This window comes from Cellulophaga baltica, from assembly GCF_018861125.1.
GTDB classification, from domain to species: domain Bacteria; phylum Bacteroidota; class Bacteroidia; order Flavobacteriales; family Flavobacteriaceae; genus Cellulophaga; species Cellulophaga baltica_A.
In genome coordinates this window covers 289,165-307,181 of the sequence record NZ_JAHKQN010000015.1, presented here as the reverse complement: position 1 = coordinate 307,181, position 18,017 = coordinate 289,165, and the positions used below count along the sequence as shown (strand labels likewise).

Here is an 18,017-nt window from a genome sequence, read left to right as displayed (position 1 = left end):
AAAAGAGAAAGAAATTTATAAAAAAATATTATTTAAGATTTTATTAACATTTATTAAAAAAGTGTAATTTTCAAATCTAAATTTTACTTCTATTCAAGTTTCAATTGTTGGCGTTCGTCTAAAAAAATTGTGCGTTTTTATTCAAAAAAATATATTTAAAACCCAATATTTAGCTTGAAAAACTAAATGAATCATAAGTTATAGAAATGAGGGCTATAAGTTATTATCAACCTTTCAAATATTAACCTAATGTACAGTAACTTATAGTAATTTAGTGACCAGAAACTATCAAACCATAATATCTATTTTAAACTAGACTAGACTAAATGAAATTTAAAAATGCTTTTTACTTGGCTCTTGTTCCTGTATTAATTTTAAGCTGTAAAAAAGAACAAAAAACGTATTCAGAAAAAATATACGAAAAACCAGAAATTATAAAAGATGCTCCTGCAACTTTTATGACTCCAGAAGAAAGTATGAAAACATTTCATCTTCCTGAAGGTTATAAAGTGGAATTAGTTGCCAGTGAACCTATGATTGATGAACCTGTAACTATTGCATGGGACGGAGACGGTCGTATGTATGTTGCCGAAATGAATACGTATATGCAAGATGTTGATGGTACTGGTACCAATACATCAGTAAGTAAAATTAAATTGTTAGTTGATACTGATGGAGATGGTAAAATGGATAAAAGTACTGTTTTTATTGACAGCCTTTTATTACCAAGAATGATTTTACCGCTTGAAAATGAATTGATTGTTAATGAGACGTATTCATACGATTTATGGAGTTATAAAGATACTGATGGTGATGGTGTTGCCGATGAAAAAAAACGTGTATACTACAATGAAAACCGTAGAGGTGGTAATTTAGAACACCAACAAAGTGGTTTACTTTGGAACCTTGATAACTGGGTTTATACAACTTATAACCCTATTCGATTTAAATTTAAAAAAGGTAAAGTCGTAATTGATTCTTTAATGGGAATGCCAGGCGGACAATGGGGCTTAACACAAGATGATTTAGGAATTATGTACTATTCTGCTGCCGGTAGTGAAAATCCTGCTTATGGTTTTCAACAACCTGCTGTATATGGTGAATACAACTTAAAAGACAGGTTATCAGAAGGTTTTGTACAACCATGGCCAATAGTTGGTACACCTGATGTACAAGGTGGACCTAGTAAATTACGAGAAGATGGTACATTAAATCATTTTACAGGGGTGGCTGGTCAAGAATTATTTAGAGGTCACAAATTGCCTCCATCAACTTATGGAGATTTATTTATTCCTGAGCCAGTAGGCAGACTTATTAGAAGAGCAAAAGTTAAAAATGAGGATGGAAAAAAGGTCTTATACAATGCTTATGATGAAGCTGAATTTATGGCTTCAACAGATTTAAATTTCAGACCTATACAAGCAAAAACAGGTCCTGATGGCGCTTTGTATATTGTTGATATGTATCGTGGCATTATCCAAGAAAGTAATTGGACAAGAAAAGGAAGTTCTATACGCCCTGTAATTGTTCATAAAGAGCTTGATAAAAATGTTGGAAAAGGTAGAATTTATAGAATTGTACATGAAGATATTGAGCCAGATACAAACCAACCTAAATTATTAGGCAAAAGTGCTTCGGAACTAATTGAGTATTTAAGCCACCCTAACGGTTGGTATCGTAATACGGCGCAGAAATTAATTATTTTAAAAGACGACCAATCTGTAGTTGAAGAACTAAAAGATTACGCATTAAACAATTCATCAATTTTTGATGTTTTATTTGATGATGATAGAGATTTAGGTGTTGGTCGTGTTCATGCCCTTTGGACCTTAGAAGGTTTAGGCGTTATTGACAAAGATCTTATTAAAACTAAATTTACTGATAAAGATCCTCGTGTTCGTATTACTGCTATCAGACTTAGTGAAACTTTCTTAAAAGCTGGTGATACTGATTTGTTTGCAAGTTTAGAAGAATTAGCTAATGATGCCAGTATTAATGTAATTAACCAAGTTGCATTAAGTTTACGTTACAGTCCTGATAAAGCCGCTACAGAAATATTAACCGCTATTAGCGAATATTATGCTGATAATGAAATTATAGCACACGCTACTAAAGAAGGCTTACGAAAAGATGATTCTGAGTACGCTAAATTAAAAAAGCGTGTAGAAAAAAAAGGATTACGAGTTAAAAAGAGTATTCTTAGAGGTTATGACTCCTACAAACAATTATGTATTACATGCCATGGTGCAGACTTACAAGGTTTTGCTATGGAAGATGGTTCGTTAGTAGCTCCATCATTAATTGGTAGTGAACGTGTAATGGGTAATAAATCTACTCTAAGCAAAATATTATTAAACGGACTTATTGGCCCTATTGAGGGTAAAGAATATGGTATTATGATGCCTTTAGGTGATAATAGCGATGCTTATATTGCCGATGTTCTTACTTATGTTAGAGCTATGAATGATGTTGGCCCTGTACAAAACGGAAATGTAAAAAAAGCCAGAGAAGAATCAAAAGATAGAGATGATTACTGGACTCTTGATGATCTTAAAAAATTAGAAAAAAAATAATTTAATTCAGAATTTAAATATTAAAATAGTCAGGTTTAATTGCTTGACTATTTTTTTATAAAAAAATAAAAGCCCTGTATCTCCATACAGGGCTTTCACAACTAACTCAAACTCAATTTTAACTCAACCAAAAAATTATATTAATAATTTCTTACTTCAAAGATGCAACATATCTAAGTTACTTTTTACAACTATCAACGAATGAATCAATAATATCAGCAAACACATTAAAAATGGTGTTAACTTGTTAATATTACTATAATTTATGGGGTTCAAAAATAGCTAAGGAGATTTTAGCTACAAAGTGATGTAAAAAACACAAAGCTCCGTGAAAGAACACGGAGCTTTATAACCAATTCATACTCAATATTAACTCAACCAAAGCTATATTGTATACTTCAAAGATGGGATTTATTTAGATTGCTTTTTTCAACTTTCAGTGAATTAGCAGTATTAATCAGTAAAACTGCTTTATGGTCTATAAATGAATAATTTAACCCGTAGAAAATGTTTAATTTGGGCTATAAACGAATAAAAGCCCTGTATCTCCATACAGGGCTTTTACAACTAACTCAAACTCAATATTAACTCAATCAAAAAATTATTTTTAATAATTTCTTACTTCAAAGATGCAACATTTTTAAGTTACTTTTTTAGGCAATCTACCAAAGAATACTAGTAATCAGTAAGTTGGTATAAAAAAATGTTAATGCGCTATTTTAGGGAAAAATTAGAAAAAATAAACAAGATTATATACTTGAATGTTTGTGTGAATTCATAAAGCTTCTATCTAATTAAGGTCTATATTTAATCAACCAAAATCATGTAATACTTTAAGTGTGAAGTTAATTTCATTTACAAAATAAACTAGCAACTTATTAATAGTCCATAAAAAAATGAGAAGGGTGAGCGATGCTTTTTACTCTTTAGAACAGATTCGATTTGGTTTATAAACAAATAAAAGCCCTGTATCTCCATACAGGGCTTTTACAACTAACTCAAACTCAATATTAACTCAATCAAGAAACTATATTTAATAATTCCTTGCTTCAAAGATGCAACATATTTGAATTACTTTTTCAAACAATCTACCAACGAATACTCGTAATCAGCAAACAGGTATAAAGAAATGTTAATATACTATTTTATTGAAAAATGAGAAAAAAAACACGTTTTATAAGCTTTATAAAAACAAAAGCTCCGTGCAAGTGCACAGAGCTTTCTAACCAATTCAAAGCCAATATTAACTCAACCAAAGTCATATATTGTTTTATTATTTCAAAGATGAAGCTAATTTAAATTGCTTTTTACAACTATCTGTGAACAGGATAAATACTTAAGTGAACTTTAATAAAATTATGTTAATGTGTTTGTAATTTAGGAAACTTCCTACCTGATAAATTCAGTCTTTAAATGAATTTGTTTTCAGGTTAGTAATAATATTGAATGAGCAAGCTTCAAGTAGGTCATTCTGTAATTTTGTATTGGTAAATACAAAATTAAAATACGATGATCACAGAAAATAAAAATCTCGATAAAGACAGAACCTATAAAGGTTTAGATAATAATGTACAACAAAACCGTAGTTTAGAACAAGAACCCTACCTAGATGAAGACACTACTACAGATAATATTGGAAACCCTGTAAACAATGGTGGTGTTGATACATCTATAGAAGATATAAATTTAGAGAAGCAATGGCTTGCGGTGCGCGATGAATACCTTGCACATTACCCAAATGTCGCTGATACTAATACCACCAGCTATGACAAAGGAAATTTTAATTTAGTAATTGATAGTATCGCTCACAAAACAAAACGTACACCAACTGAAATTCATCATGAAATTATGAATTGGTCTCCTAAAAAATAAATTAGAACAAGTATATAAAAGTTAACGTTTTAATATAAATAAACAAAAGCCATAAGTTTTGTTTTATCATTCTCATAAAGGCATAAAAAATTAAAAGACCTGTGTTTTAGCACAGGTCTTTTATAACTAATTTAATATTAACAAAAATTATATCTCAAATATTGTTACGTCAAAGATGCATTATTATTAAATTGTAAATTATAACTATCTGTGAACAGTAGATAAGATTCAGTAACTTAGTATAAAATAAAGTTAAGCTGTTTAAATAAACTAAAACTCTAAGCTTATAAACTATACAAAACAAAAGCCCTGCATCTCCATACAGGGCTTTTACAACTAACTCAAACTCAATATTAACTCAACCAAAAAATTATATTAGATAATTTCTTAATTCAAAGATGCAACATATCTAAGTTACTCTTTACCACTTTCTACCAATGAATACTAGTTATCAGTAAACCGATATAAATTAATGTTAATCTGTTAAAATTGTTTTAATTTTAAGTTTATGAATTAGGTTTTTGTAATAGAATTCAAAAAAGTATCTTCGCCGCCATGTGGATGTATTTGGGGCTCTTAGCAGCATTATTTTTAGGATTACATAATTTATGTAAAAAACACGCAGTGCAAGGGAATGAAGTATTTCCGGTATTATTAGGTACAATCTCAGCTGGTTTTTTATTGCTATTACCTATATACCTTATTTCAATATTTAATGCCGAATTTGCACAAAAAATAGGTTTATATATTTCTACTATTCCAATAAAAGTTCATGGTTTTATTTTTATAAAATCTATGATAATGGCTAGTTCGTGGGTACTTGCCTACCAAGCATTAAAACATTTACCAATCACTATTGTAACTCCTATACGTTCTGCAGGTCCGTTTTTCACTTTTATAGGTGCCATAATTATTTATAAAGAAATGCCCAACACATTACAGTGGTTAGGTTTTTTTATCATCATCTTTTCTGTACTCTTATATTCTAAAGTAGGAAAAAGAGAAGGCATTAATTTTAAAAAAAATAAATGGATTTTTGCAATTATCGCAGCAACTTTTTTAGGCGCTTCAAGCGGTTTGTATGATAAATTTTTAATACAGACATTAGCTCTCACACCACAAACACTGCAGTTCTGGTTTTGTTTTTATACTATTCTTATTCTTCTTATAATATTATCAATTACATGGTTCCCTAAAGCAGAAAAAAGAAAAGCTTTTATTTGGCGTTGGACCATACCAGCAGTTGGTATTTTATTACAACTTGCAGATTATTTTTATTTTAAAGCGTTACAAGATGAAGAAGCATTAATTATGCTTTTATCTGCTATTAAAAGAAGCCAGATACTAATTGCTGTAATATTAGGTGGTATGTTATTTAAAGAGAAAAACAAACGTAAAAAACTAGTTCCGTTAATAGGAATAATGCTTGGTGTTGGTCTTATTTTGTATTCTTAAACAGCAACTTCTAATCAATCTCTTTATCTAAATTAGTGATTAGTGTATTTGTTTTACTCCTAAGATTTTTGGCTATACTCAATAATTCTTCTGTTTGTACAATACGGTCTATCATTGCATTTTGATAGCCTTTATCATTTAATAAAGCTTGAAAATTTGACTTTTGACCATACTTTCTAATATTATCATAAATTGAATCGTGTTCAGGAAGTAAATCTACTAACGATAATTTTTGTTCAACCACAGGTTTAATTTTTTCAGAAATAATATATCTTATCTTCTGATCTTGAAGATTAAACTGCGTAATTTTGGCGGGATAAAGCGTTATTAATTCTTTTAATGTTTCACTCTCTAATAGTTCAAATTTTGAGGTGCTTATTATTGAATTTACTGAACCATCAATTAAATTTACTTCTCGTTCGCTTATATTAGCAATTTGTAATTTATTTTCTTTAGTAATTTTCTCATCAGGTAGGCCTACAAAATTAAGTGTATTTTGTAAACTAGTAATTGTTCTCGGGTATTCATCAATAATACCGTCTAACGTATGCAGATTAGCATTTAATTCTTCATACAAACTATTATAAATTTTAACCTCAACTATTCTATTTTTTCTTGCTTCATTTATGGTATTAATTTTCCATGCAATTAAAATACCAATTACTATTAATACAATTTCACCAAAAGCATATACTAAATAGGTTTTAAACTTTCCTAAACGAATTAAGTTACGTCTGTTTTTTCTAAATATCTTCATAAAAAGTATTGTACTATTATTTATACATTTTGATTAAAATATAGTTTTGTCTGAAATTTAAAAAATTGTTTTTTTTATAATTGTTATAAAAAAATTAATTCTTATAAGTTTAAAGAATTGTTATTGATAAAAGCTAAAAATTTAGTTTTGTATTGCTCAGATACTGTAATACGTTGTTTGTTAATGATAATTTGGCTTCGTTCTATCTCCTCAATATTTTTTAAAGAAACAATAAACGATCTATGTACGCGCATAAATTGGTATTCAGGAAGTTTTTCTTGTAAAGATTTTAAACTCATAAGTGTTAATATAGGCTTAGGATTGTCTTTAATCCAGATTTTTATATAATCTTTTAAGCCTTCAAAATATAAGACATCTGCAAGTTTAATGCGTAATTGTTTGTATTCTGATTTTACAAAAAGAAACTCCTTCTCCTCTACTGTACTACTATGAGAATTTTTATTATCATTTAAAAGATCAAACCAAACTTTTGCTTTGTTAGCAGCCGTTAAAAATTCCGCATAATCAAAAGGCTTTAACAAATAATCAAGCGCCTCTACTTTAAAACCTTCTAAAGCATACTGATCAAAAGCCGTAGTGAAAATAATACGCGTATTTTTAGGTAACATTTTAGAAAACTCTAAACCTGTTAAATCTGGCATTTGAATATCTAAAAAAAGCAAATCTACTACTTCCTTATTTATAAAATCTAAAGCTTCAATAGCACTATTAAACTTACCTTTTGGTTCTAAAAATGGTGTTTTTTCAACATAACTCTCTACCAAATTAGCCGCCATTGGCTCATCATCTACAACAATACAGGTTAGCTTTATACTCATATTTTAAGATTTAATTTCTAAAACTACTGAAAAAACTTCTCCTTCAACTTTTATATCTAGATTATGCTTATCAGCATATAATAAATTAAGTCCCTTTTTTAAATTATCTAAACCTATACCCGATCCACTTTTATCTGTCGCATGTTTTGGGAAATTGCTATTCTTAATTTTAAAAACAACAATAGTATCAAAAACATTCATATCAATATTTATAAAACTTTTTTTATTTGCAGATACGCCATGTTTAAAAGCATTCTCAATTAATGAAATAAACATTAAAGGTGCTATTTTTACCTGGTTAACATTCTCAGGAAAACTATATTTTACCGTGGTTTTATCTGTAAGCCTAAGTTTCATTAAATCAATATACTTCTTCATAAAATCAATTTCTTTTGAAAGAAAAACTAATTCTGTATTTGTTTCATACAACAAATAGCGCATGAGTTTACTTAAACTATGTATTGTTGTTTTGGCCTGGTCTGGCGATATATCAACTAATGAATAAATGTTATTTAATGAATTAAAAAAAAAGTGAGGCTGTAATTGGTATTTCAAATGCTGAATTTCCGTTTGCAATTTTACGGTAGCAATTTCTTTATTTTCTTTTTCAATATTTACCCAACGCTCAGTTGTTTTTAAGGCAATTGCAAATACTACAGGTACTGATGTTGCTATCAAGTTTATATAAAAAAACATCTCTTTATTGTGTAAAAACTTTTCGTCTTTAACACTTTCTGTAAACCAATTATCAAAATAACTCTCTTTAAGCTGTTCTCTTAAAAAGATTGAAAAACTAATTAATACAACATTAATAACAATAAAAAATACAGTTTTTTCACTAAAAAGATACTTGTCAATTAATTTAAAATAATTGAGATAGAATATAAAACCATAAATAATCAAATGGACCCACGAACGGGCAATAGTTTTTAAAAACACTTGACTTTGGTTTTGGTCAAGTGCTAATAAAAAATACGGAATACTAAATAAAATTATCCATGCCAAAACATGTAATATGGGTATTATAATTTTATTTTTCTTCAATTCCATTTGCTTAAATTTATTCATAACGCATTGCTGTAATTGGATCTAAAGCCGCTGCTTTTCTAGCAGGATAAAAGCCAAAGAATATACCAGTTATCGCACACACACCGAAAGATATGATAATTGACGAACTTGTCACACTTGTAGGCCAATGTAATACGTTTTCAATAATAAAAGTAGTACTTAATCCTAAAACAACGCCAATTACACCACCAGTAATACTTATTAATATGGCTTCAATTAAAAATTGAAGTAATATATCAGCTCCTTTTGCTCCAACAGCTAAACGCAAACCAATTTCACGTGTACGCTCTTTTACTGATACATACATAATATTCATAATACCAATACCACCAATTAATAATGATATACTAGCTATAGCTACTAATAGTACTGTTAACATTTCGCTTGTAGAACTAAAAGTTGAAATTAATTCTTCCATAGAACGCACTTCATAATCTGACGTATCTCCTTCTTTAATATTATGTGCTTTATTCATTATCACTTTTACCTCAGCGACAGCATTTTCAGATTGTTCTTCACTTATTGCTGAAGCAACAACTGATTGTAAATAATCAATAGCTAAAATTCTTTTTTGTACCGTTGTATAAGGTGCTAAAACCACATCATCTTGATCTTGACCAAAAGTATTTTCACCTTTTTCACTTAAAACCCCGATAACTTTAAATGGAATATTACCAAAACGAATCATTTTACCAATAGGATCTTCACCGTTAGTAAAAATATTTTCTACAATTGTTTGCCCAATTACAGCTACTTTAGCTGCCGAACTAACTTCATCATCAGTAAACATACTTCCACTTGTAACATCCCAAACTTTTATATCAAGATAGTTAGGTGTCACCCCATAAATACTAGAAGGCCAGTTCTCTGCACCATAAATAACCTGCCCACTACCATCTACTTTTGGTGATACATCGGTTAATAATTTTGCGTCAGATACTAATGTTTTATAATCATCTAAGGTTAAAGATTGCATCTCACTCCTATCTAACCGAACACCAGCTTGTCTTTCTGCGTAAGGCATAACCGTAATCATATTAGATCCCATATTTGATATTTGAGATTTAATACTCTGCTTCGATCCTTCACCTATAGCCAACATTGCAATTACTGATGCTACACCAATAATTACTCCAAGCATAGTTAGTAAAGTTCTTACTTTATTTAAAATAATGGCCTTAAAAGATATTTTTAATAAATTGAAAATCCTCATATCAATCTGCTTTTGGTATCGCCGCTAATTCTTCTTTAGCATTACGAATTTTAGTATTTATATCATCTTTAATAATATTACCATCTTTTAATACAATAGTTCTATTACTAAAACTGGCGATATCAGATTCATGAGTTACAAAAACTATTGTTTTACCTTGATCATGTAACTCTTGAAAAAGCGCCATTATCTCATAAGAAGTACGCGTATCTAAGTTACCTGTAGCCTCATCTGCTAATAATACTACAGGGTTATTTACTAATGATCTTGCTATAGCAACACGCTGTTGTTGACCACCAGATAATTGTGATGGTGTATGATTCAAACGCTCAGCCAAACCTACTTTTGTTAATGCTTCTATAGCTCTTTCTCTTCGTTCTTCGGTACTTACTTTTGTATTATACAATAATGGTAATTCTACATTTTCTAATGCGGTTGTTCTAGGTAACAGGTTGTAGGCTTGAAAAATAAAACCAATTTTTTCATTTCTAATTTTTGCTAATTGGTTTTTATCTAAATTTTTTACAGGTACATTATCAATTTTATATATTCCGCTTGATGGTTGATCTAAGCAACCTAATGTATTTAACAATGTACTTTTACCTGAACCACTAGTTCCCATTATGGTTACAAATTCTCCTTCTTTTATTGTAAAAGAAATTCCTCTGAGGGCGTGAACTACTTCTTCGCCCATTTTAAAATCTCTTTTTAATTCTTCTATTTGAATTGCTATATTTTTCATAAGCTTGAATTTATCTTGGTCCGCCTCCTCCTGGTGGTTTTGTAGGCATAAATGGACTATCACCAGAACCTGATGGTGAACTTTGGTTTGTGGCATACCTCATTTGGTATACGACTTTATCATTTTCGCTTAAGCCACTTAAAACTTGCACATTAACACCATCGCTTACACCTAATTCAACCGGCTGAGGCTTAATCATTCCATTTTCTTCTACCCATAAAATTGTACTATCTTCTGAAGGTTTTGCCATTTCGCTTCCTGCTTGTGGGGGTTTGCTTTCTCCTCCTTGTTGTTTTAGGTAAGCATCCATTAATTGTTGTGTAGGTGTAAAGTTTACAGCTTTAGCCTCAACAGTTATTACATCTTTCAACTCTACCGTGTATATAGCTATTGTAGCTGTTAACCCTGGTTTTAATTTTAAATCAGGATTTTCTGCTTTTACAACTACCGTATATGTAACAACATTTGACGTTGTTGTTGGGTCTAATCTAATTTGTGTTACTTCACCTACAAACTCTTCGTTTTGGTAAGCATCAACAGTAAACGATACTCTTTGCCCTTCTTTTACTTGTCCTATATCAGCCTCATCAACATCTGCCTCAACTTGCATGTGTCTTAAATCTTCTGCTATAGTATAAAACGTTGGTGTACTGTATGATGCTGCTACGGTTTCACCCTCATCAACATCTCTTGATAATACTACTCCATCAATTGGAGAATAAATATCTGCATAACCTAAATTGGTTTTTGCACTTTGTAAACTGGCATAATTTTCTGTTACTGAATTTTTTGCAACTTCATAATTATACGAAGCTTCTTGATAGTCAGATTCGCTTATAACCTTATTTTCATACAATTTCTTTTGCCTATCGTAAATTGTTTTTAAATAATTACGGTCATTTACTGCTTCATCATAACTAGCTTGATTGCTCAATACAGTAGATTTTAAAATAGTTTTGTCTAACTCAGCAATTAACTGTCCTTTTTTAACAACACTATTATAATCAACGTATAATTTTTTAATTACGCCAGACACTTGCGTACCTACATCTACTTGATCAACAGGTTCAATAGTACCAGTAGCTGTAACTGTTTTTACGACTTCACCTTTTTTAGGTTGTAGTGTTTGTAAAGTAACTTCTGATGTACTACTTCCTGAAAAAAAGAAATAATAAATACCAAGTACAACTAGTAAAGCACCTCCTATTCCTATCCATTTTTTTATTGTGGTATTTTTCATAATATTATATTTTAATTTCGTTTCCTTGGTAAAATTGTAAAAGTTCTGTGTATAATAGATTTAAATATTTAGCTTGTAGATAATTTTGCTCTGCATTCGTATAGGTATTCTGACTTATTATTAAATCGGTACTACTTAAAGCTCCTAAATCATATTGCTTTTTGGCTAAATCATACGATTGTTCTGCAGCTTCTTTAGCAACTTCTGCCGCATACATTTGTTTTTGAGTTGCATTTGCATTTAACCAAGCAGTTTCAACCTTTACATACAAATCCTTTTTTTCTTGTAATAAATCTAATGAAGCTATATCAATGTTAATTTTAGCACTCTGTACACTTGCTTTGGTACTGTTCCTATTAAATATTGGTATGTAGAGTGACAACCCAACTTGTTGATTAAAATTACCATCAAACTGGTTTGTAAAACTTAAGTCTTGTGTTGAAGTATAACCAGACCCCAAACTACCTGTTAATGAAAGTGTTGGTAAGTATGCTCCTTTTTCAATATCTAATGCCTTTTCAGATACTAATAGATTTGTTTCACTAGCTCTAATCTCTGGCAATGTAGCTAATGCATCGTCATAAATAGATTTTACATCAGCAAGCTCTTCTGTTAGGTAATCTAGGTTTTCATCTATTTTAATGTTTGTTTCTGGTGGCAATTCTAACAATTGCTTGAACGTTAATAATTGTAAATCATAATCGTTTTTAGCAGTTGTAAGATTGTATGAATTTGTCGCCATTTGAGATTTAACATCAGTATAGTCTTTTAAGGCTAACGAACCTGCATCATAAAGTGCTTTTGCTCTCTCCTCTTCTTTTGTTGAATACTCTAAATTATTTTCAGCAACATTTATATTTTCAGTTAAGTACATTAATTGAATATACCCTTCTAATATGCTCAACGTAATATCATTTTTTGATTCTTCTTCAAAAAAGTGATACTGGTCTACTAAAAGTTTACTTTGTTTAATCTGGTTGTTTATTTGATTCCCACTAAACAAAGTCATGCTTGTATTTAAAGAAAGACTTGTTGAGTTTATCTGCTGTGATACAAATTCACTTGTAATAGGGTCAATAGTATTACCATTTGTAAAGTTTTGAGAAGCAGTACTGTATAAATTTGGTAATCGAGAAGATTTTGATTCCATATACGAAACCTCTGTCAGCTCTTTTGTTAATACTGCCTCTTTAACGGTAATATTATTTTCTATAGCATAAGTAATACAATCTTCTAAAGTCCATATCTTTTCAGTATCAATTGGGTCTTGAGCCCAAGACAATACCGAAAATAATAATGCTGTTAATGTTAAGTATATTTTCATATTTGCGTGATTTACTATTGATCACAACAAAAGTGCTTGATACCTATATATTAAAGAAAGAGAATAGAAGTTCTGCTGTATTTCAAATACATAAACCCTGATTTTATCGACGAGAATTTAGTGCTGAACATACTAAAATAACTAACCGAATAAGTTACTAAAACATTGATTTTATGGCATAAAAAAACCTGTGAGTACAACGTCACAGGTTTTTTAAAAAAGTAGATTAATTATAAATAATTAATCAACCAAACAATTTTATTATTCAATAAATCCAACAACTTCATAAGCTCTTGTTCCATCATACTGAATACGCTCATAGATCACATCATTATACTCATATAAAACTTGATCTTCAATAATAACTTTTTCAGCATCATTTGGCAATTCATATACAATTGTACCAACTTCTGGCTGTACTACTTCATATTGGTTGTTTATACTGATATAAAAAATTCCTCCAAAATTAAAGTAACTTCTTCCTCCATGTCTAATTGTTCTATAACCAACAGGTAATCTTGATATCCTTACTCCTGGTTTTGGTGCTACAGCTATATAACGACCGTTATAACTTCTATAAAATCTATTATTATCATATTGGTACGTATTATTGTTATTTCTTACTGTAACTGTTTTAGATTTTGAAGGTATTTTTCTATAAGTGACTACTTTTTTCTTAGGTGTTTTATACTGCACATTTGATCTTTTTACAACTCTTGATGTTTTTGCATTTGATCTTGTTGTAGTTGTTGTAGTAGTAGTCGTTTTTTTTGTTGATCTACTTTGTGCATTTGCTTGAACTGTAAAAGCAACTACTGCTAATACTGAAAGACCTATATTTCTGATTGTACTTTTCATATTAATATTTTTTTAATGATTATACATCTATGACTGCAAGGAATGAAAATAGTTTAACCTATTTTATCAAATTAGCAAAAATTTAACAATCAAAAAATAATCAAATTCTAATGAACCTTGCTTGTATAGCGCAACTAATAAAAGAAAAAACCAATAGTTAATTTATTTATACTTCACTGAAAATTCTCCTTCAGTAATTTTTTTAGATTTTGTTTTGCTATCAAAAGTACCAGTTATAATACCTAAAACATGGTCATGATTTGTAATAATCAATTTACTATTACTTTTAAACCCTTCAAGAGCACCATTATTATTTGAGGACTCATAAGCTCCTGTAATTATTGTATTGGTATTAGAGAAGTAATCATAAAAATTATATTTTCCTTGATCTAAAGTACTTGGTATCATTAACTCAATAATATCTGAGCTTGAAGATTTAGCGGTTACAATAATCATTTTAGATTCTTTTATCTCAAATGCTTTTACTTTATTAAAAGAAAGCGAGTCGCCATCTACTTTTGCAGAAAAACATTTACTTAAGTTACCACTATTGTGATTCAGGTTGGGCATAATATTAAACTTATAAAGTATAAATATTACAGCCCCAACTATTGCTGTTATTCTTAACGTGATTAGTTTTTTGTAAGACATTTTAATTTTTGGCCTAACAAATCTAATTCTTGTTCACACAAAAAAACGATAACATTTGTTTATGTTTTTTATGAGTTTTTCTTTTTTAACCTACTCATATGTACCGGTGAGACATTAATATAAGAGGCAATCATATGTTGAGGCACCAAGTTATGAATATCAGGAAAAATACTATTCATTAATTCAAAACGCTCTTGTGGTGAATGTGTGTAAAGGTTTAATAGTCTTTCTTCTAAATGAATAAAATGTTCATCTAAAACTAAACGACCAAATTTTTCACCTTCTTTTACATTTTTATAAAGCCAAAATAAAGCTTCTGGCGGAACCACAACTACTTGTGTTTCGGTTAATGCTTGAAAATTATATTTTGAAGCTTTTTGTCGTATTATCGAAGTATAATCTGACACAAAACTGTTTTCACTAGCAAAATGAGTTGTATGTTTTCTCCCTTTTTCGTCAGTAATATATAAACGAATAAAACCTTTTTCAATAAAATAAATATTTGGATCTAATACATTAACCTCAGAAATCAATTCTCGGTTTTTGTATGTTTTTAAGTAACATTGATTCAGGTATAATTCTATTTCCTCATCAGATATGGTAATGTATGATTTTATATACGTGTAAATATTTAAACTTTTAAAGTCTTTAATCATAAAAGAAAATTACAACTTTTATTGAAATATAAAAGCCCCAAGAGTATATCTTGAAGCTTTTTTTTATATTTCTATACTTAATGGTTAATTCTATTGAACGTTTACTTTATTTGTTATTTCAGGAATTGTTTTTAAATATTCAAAAATTGCACTAGCCTCATCATCGGTTAGTTGTGAATAAGGTATCATTGGGTATTTTAATGCTTTTTCATTATCTATAATTCCATACTTAACTGCTTTTATAAATTTATCAGTTGTCCAAGTTCCTATTCCTGTTTCTTTATCAGGGGTTAAGTTTGAACTTAGCACAACATTTCCGTTTAAATCTAAAGGTTTATTCCCGCCACCAAAATATCCTTCACTTAATGTTGGATCTAAATAGTCAACAGTTTTAAAATCTGCGGAATGGCATGAAAAACAATCTAAATTATGTGCCAAATATTTACCTAAAGCAACTTTATCTTCAGAGCTTGGTAATTTTATTTTTTGAATAGGCATCGGGAATGGTTTAAACGATACTCTACATAATATTTTTGTTAATAATGATGGTTTTGTTGGCACATCAGGCGTAGCATCTGCTGTAACCATACTGTGATCTGATTTTAAAAATGCGATAATTGCATTTATATCTTCATCAGCCATATTGGGTAATTTCATCATGTATGGCGGACTGTAGAGTCCGTCTCTTTTTATTCCTGTTCGTAACAAGTACAACAATTCAGCATCTGACCAGCTCGCTATTCCATATTTTTTATCTTGCGTAATGTTTGGCGCATAAACCTCACCAAATTCAGGTGGTGCATCAACCATTTTAAGGCCAGATAATTTTCTAGTCTCTGCGTTCATGTGGCAAGTAGCACACAACATAACCGTTAGTTTCTCACCTCTTTCAATAGCTTCAGGTGTACTAATCGCTTGATATTCTATTTTTTCAACTTCGTATGTAGGTATTCCATCTATACTTATATATAACAAAACAGCACCAACAATTACTATAATTGCCAAAAGCCATATTCCAATGAGTTTTAAAACTTTTTTCATTAAATTATTGATGATTTACGCCAACTAAATCTAATCTTATTAAATAAGGGTTTGCAATGTTTAATCTAAAAACACCATCATCTTCATAGGTCATCTGTATTTTTCTTTCCCCATTAATTAAGGTCAAGTTTTTATCAGATAATTTATATTTAAACTTTGATTCTCCAAAATAGGTGTCACCAAATTCTTTATCTAATATAACGGAATCTTTTCCCACAAAATTGAATGGAGCTTCACCAAAATTAAGTGCTCCCATTTGCTTTAATATTCCTAAATCTACATTTTCCTTCATTTTCAATCCTCCAACAACGTAAACTCCGCTTAACTCTGTATTGTGTTTTTCTTTGCAAGAAAGAAAACAACTAACAATAAACAAACCGAAAACAAAATTTTTAATCATTTGATAATTATGGATTTAAAATAACTACTTAGTATTAATTTATAAAATCAAGTAGTTAACTAAAGCTTGATTATTATTATTAAAATACAATTTTAATAGGCACTATAATCTTGGGGGAAAAAATTCTATAGCGAATATATATAAATTCTTTTTTATTTTAAGAAAAAACCTACAAAAATAATAAGTAAAGTTATAATTTTTAAATTATTCTTTTTTAAATACCCCAAAAATGATAAATATGAAAATGATTATGACTGTTTGATTACCGAATAAGCAACTCAAAAAACCTTAAGTATTTGATTTACAGTTAATTTAACTGCCTTTTCGCAGGTTTTTAATTGTTATTTAGCAACTAATACGAACAGGTAAAACATACTGTAACATTTAAAAAACTATTCTAATCCTATTTAAATTGTCTTATTTATTCAACAAACCCGTTCTGTACATCATAATTTGTTCTTTAATTCTAGCATCTTGAGCTTCAGTTAATTCTTTCATCCAATCATCATCAACATAGTTCATAATGTTTTGTACAGGAGCAAATTCTCCTGCTACGCATGCATTATGCGGTTCATCAATAGCAGGCTTACCATAGTTAGCACTACTATGTGCGGGAGTATCTTTTACGTGATCGCCAATACCATCGCAACCTCCTTGAAAAGTATGGTATAAACCTAACCAATGCCCTACTTCATGCACTGCCGTCATTCCTAAATTGTAAGGTTCGGCACTACCGCCAGGTAAAGATTCATCTAAGACAACAACACCATCTATAATTGGATCTCCAGCTAAATCAAAAGGAAAAGTTGCCCAACCTAATAATCCTGAAGCTAAACCTCCTGTATAAAAATTTAAATACTTTTTAGCATCAGAACCTAACGAGGTTTTGGCTTCTCGTTCAGATGCTGAACCATGTCCCATATTATACCAATTGTAATTATCTATAAATTGAACATTTGGCTCGCTATATTTAAAGGTTAAATTAGCATTTGAAAATGCCTCATTTAATAACGTAATTTGCTCTTCGCGTTGGGTTTTTGTTATTAAACCTCTACCGCCATAAGTAATATGATGAAAACGGACTTCAATTGAAAGTTTAGAAAATAACCTTCTTCGCGATTTGTTTAGAGCAATCTCTTCATCTACTCTAAAAATTTCAATTGGGTTTGGGTTTTTGGTAGCACAACCTCTACCTAATTGACAAAATTCTTCTTGACTTTTAAATTCTTTGTTGTTAATGTAAAATGCCATGTTCTCGATTTTAGGGTTCTTTTTGTAATTTTAATAGCTTAGAAAATTACATAGCTAAAGATATCTAAATTCTTACA

General features: G+C 29.8%; 16 protein-coding genes. 3 read left to right on the top strand and 13 right to left on the bottom strand.

What is annotated here, in order from left to right:
* Window positions 1–326: 326 nt before the first annotated feature.
* From KO500_RS07590 to KO500_RS07580, 3 genes are all read left to right on the top strand, one after another.
* Complete coding sequence (locus tag KO500_RS07590) at window positions 327–2,573, top strand: DUF7133 domain-containing protein (RefSeq protein ID WP_215955920.1); 2,247 nt, start codon at window positions 327–329, stop codon at window positions 2,571–2,573.
* Window positions 2,574–4,082: 1,509 nt separating this feature from the next.
* On the top strand, window positions 4,083–4,445 hold the full coding sequence (locus tag KO500_RS07585; protein WP_215955919.1) for a hypothetical protein: 363 nt from the start codon (window positions 4,083–4,085) through the stop codon (window positions 4,443–4,445).
* Window positions 4,446–5,000: 555 nt separating this feature from the next.
* On the top strand, window positions 5,001–5,900 hold the full coding sequence (locus tag KO500_RS07580; protein ID WP_215955918.1) for an EamA family transporter: 900 nt from the start codon (window positions 5,001–5,003) through the stop codon (window positions 5,898–5,900).
* Window positions 5,901–5,910: 10 nt separating this feature from the next.
* Here KO500_RS07580 and KO500_RS07575 read toward each other — a convergent pair whose 3' ends face one another.
* From KO500_RS07575 to KO500_RS07515, 13 genes are all read right to left on the bottom strand, one after another.
* A complete protein-coding gene (locus tag KO500_RS07575; protein ID WP_215955917.1) occupies window positions 5,911–6,657 on the bottom strand; it encodes a DUF6090 family protein in 747 nt (248 codons plus the stop codon).
* Window positions 6,658–6,758: 101 nt separating this feature from the next.
* Window positions 6,759–7,496 carry a LytR/AlgR family response regulator transcription factor gene (locus tag KO500_RS07570; RefSeq protein ID WP_215955916.1) on the bottom strand — a complete coding sequence of 246 codons (738 nt, stop codon included), beginning with the start codon at window positions 7,494–7,496 and terminating at the stop codon, window positions 6,759–6,761.
* 3 nt (window positions 7,497–7,499) lie between these two features.
* The gene (locus tag KO500_RS07565; protein ID WP_252732445.1) at window positions 7,500–8,564 is read right to left on the bottom strand and encodes a sensor histidine kinase; all 1,065 of its coding nucleotides are present in this window, start codon (window positions 8,562–8,564) and stop codon (window positions 7,500–7,502) included.
* Window positions 8,557–9,777 carry an ABC transporter permease gene (locus KO500_RS07560; RefSeq protein WP_215955915.1) on the bottom strand — a complete coding sequence of 407 codons (1,221 nt, stop codon included), beginning with the start codon at window positions 9,775–9,777 and terminating at the stop codon, window positions 8,557–8,559. The genes KO500_RS07565 and KO500_RS07560 overlap by 8 nt, the downstream gene beginning before the upstream one ends.
* Before the next feature lies 1 nt (window position 9,778).
* Window positions 9,779–10,519, bottom strand: coding sequence for an ABC transporter ATP-binding protein (locus KO500_RS07555; protein WP_215955914.1), 741 nt, complete (start codon window positions 10,517–10,519; stop codon window positions 9,779–9,781).
* Between the two features lie 10 nt (window positions 10,520–10,529).
* The gene (locus KO500_RS07550) at window positions 10,530–11,759 is read right to left on the bottom strand and encodes an efflux RND transporter periplasmic adaptor subunit (RefSeq protein ID WP_215955913.1); all 1,230 of its coding nucleotides are present in this window, start codon (window positions 11,757–11,759) and stop codon (window positions 10,530–10,532) included.
* 4 nt (window positions 11,760–11,763) lie between these two features.
* Window positions 11,764–13,083 carry a TolC family protein gene (locus tag KO500_RS07545; protein ID WP_215955912.1) on the bottom strand — a complete coding sequence of 440 codons (1,320 nt, stop codon included), beginning with the start codon at window positions 13,081–13,083 and terminating at the stop codon, window positions 11,764–11,766.
* Between the two features lie 261 nt (window positions 13,084–13,344).
* Entirely contained in the window at window positions 13,345–13,941 is a 597-nt protein-coding gene (locus KO500_RS07540; protein ID WP_215955911.1) for a DUF6515 family protein, read from the bottom strand.
* Window positions 13,942–14,103: 162 nt separating this feature from the next.
* Entirely contained in the window at window positions 14,104–14,592 is a 489-nt protein-coding gene (locus KO500_RS07535; RefSeq protein ID WP_215955910.1) for a hypothetical protein, read from the bottom strand.
* A gap of 68 nt (window positions 14,593–14,660) precedes the next feature.
* On the bottom strand, window positions 14,661–15,248 hold the full coding sequence (locus tag KO500_RS07530; RefSeq protein WP_215955909.1) for a Crp/Fnr family transcriptional regulator: 588 nt from the start codon (window positions 15,246–15,248) through the stop codon (window positions 14,661–14,663).
* 90 nt (window positions 15,249–15,338) lie between these two features.
* The gene (locus KO500_RS07525; RefSeq protein ID WP_215955908.1) at window positions 15,339–16,289 is read right to left on the bottom strand and encodes a c-type cytochrome; all 951 of its coding nucleotides are present in this window, start codon (window positions 16,287–16,289) and stop codon (window positions 15,339–15,341) included.
* 4 nt (window positions 16,290–16,293) lie between these two features.
* Window positions 16,294–16,689, bottom strand: coding sequence for a hypothetical protein (locus tag KO500_RS07520; RefSeq protein WP_215955907.1), 396 nt, complete (start codon window positions 16,687–16,689; stop codon window positions 16,294–16,296).
* Window positions 16,690–17,106: 417 nt separating this feature from the next.
* Window positions 17,107–17,940: a zinc metalloprotease gene (locus KO500_RS07515; RefSeq protein ID WP_215955906.1), complete on the bottom strand. Its 834-nt coding sequence runs from the start codon at window positions 17,938–17,940 to the stop codon at window positions 17,107–17,109.
* Between the last annotated feature and the right edge of the window lie 77 nt (window positions 17,941–18,017).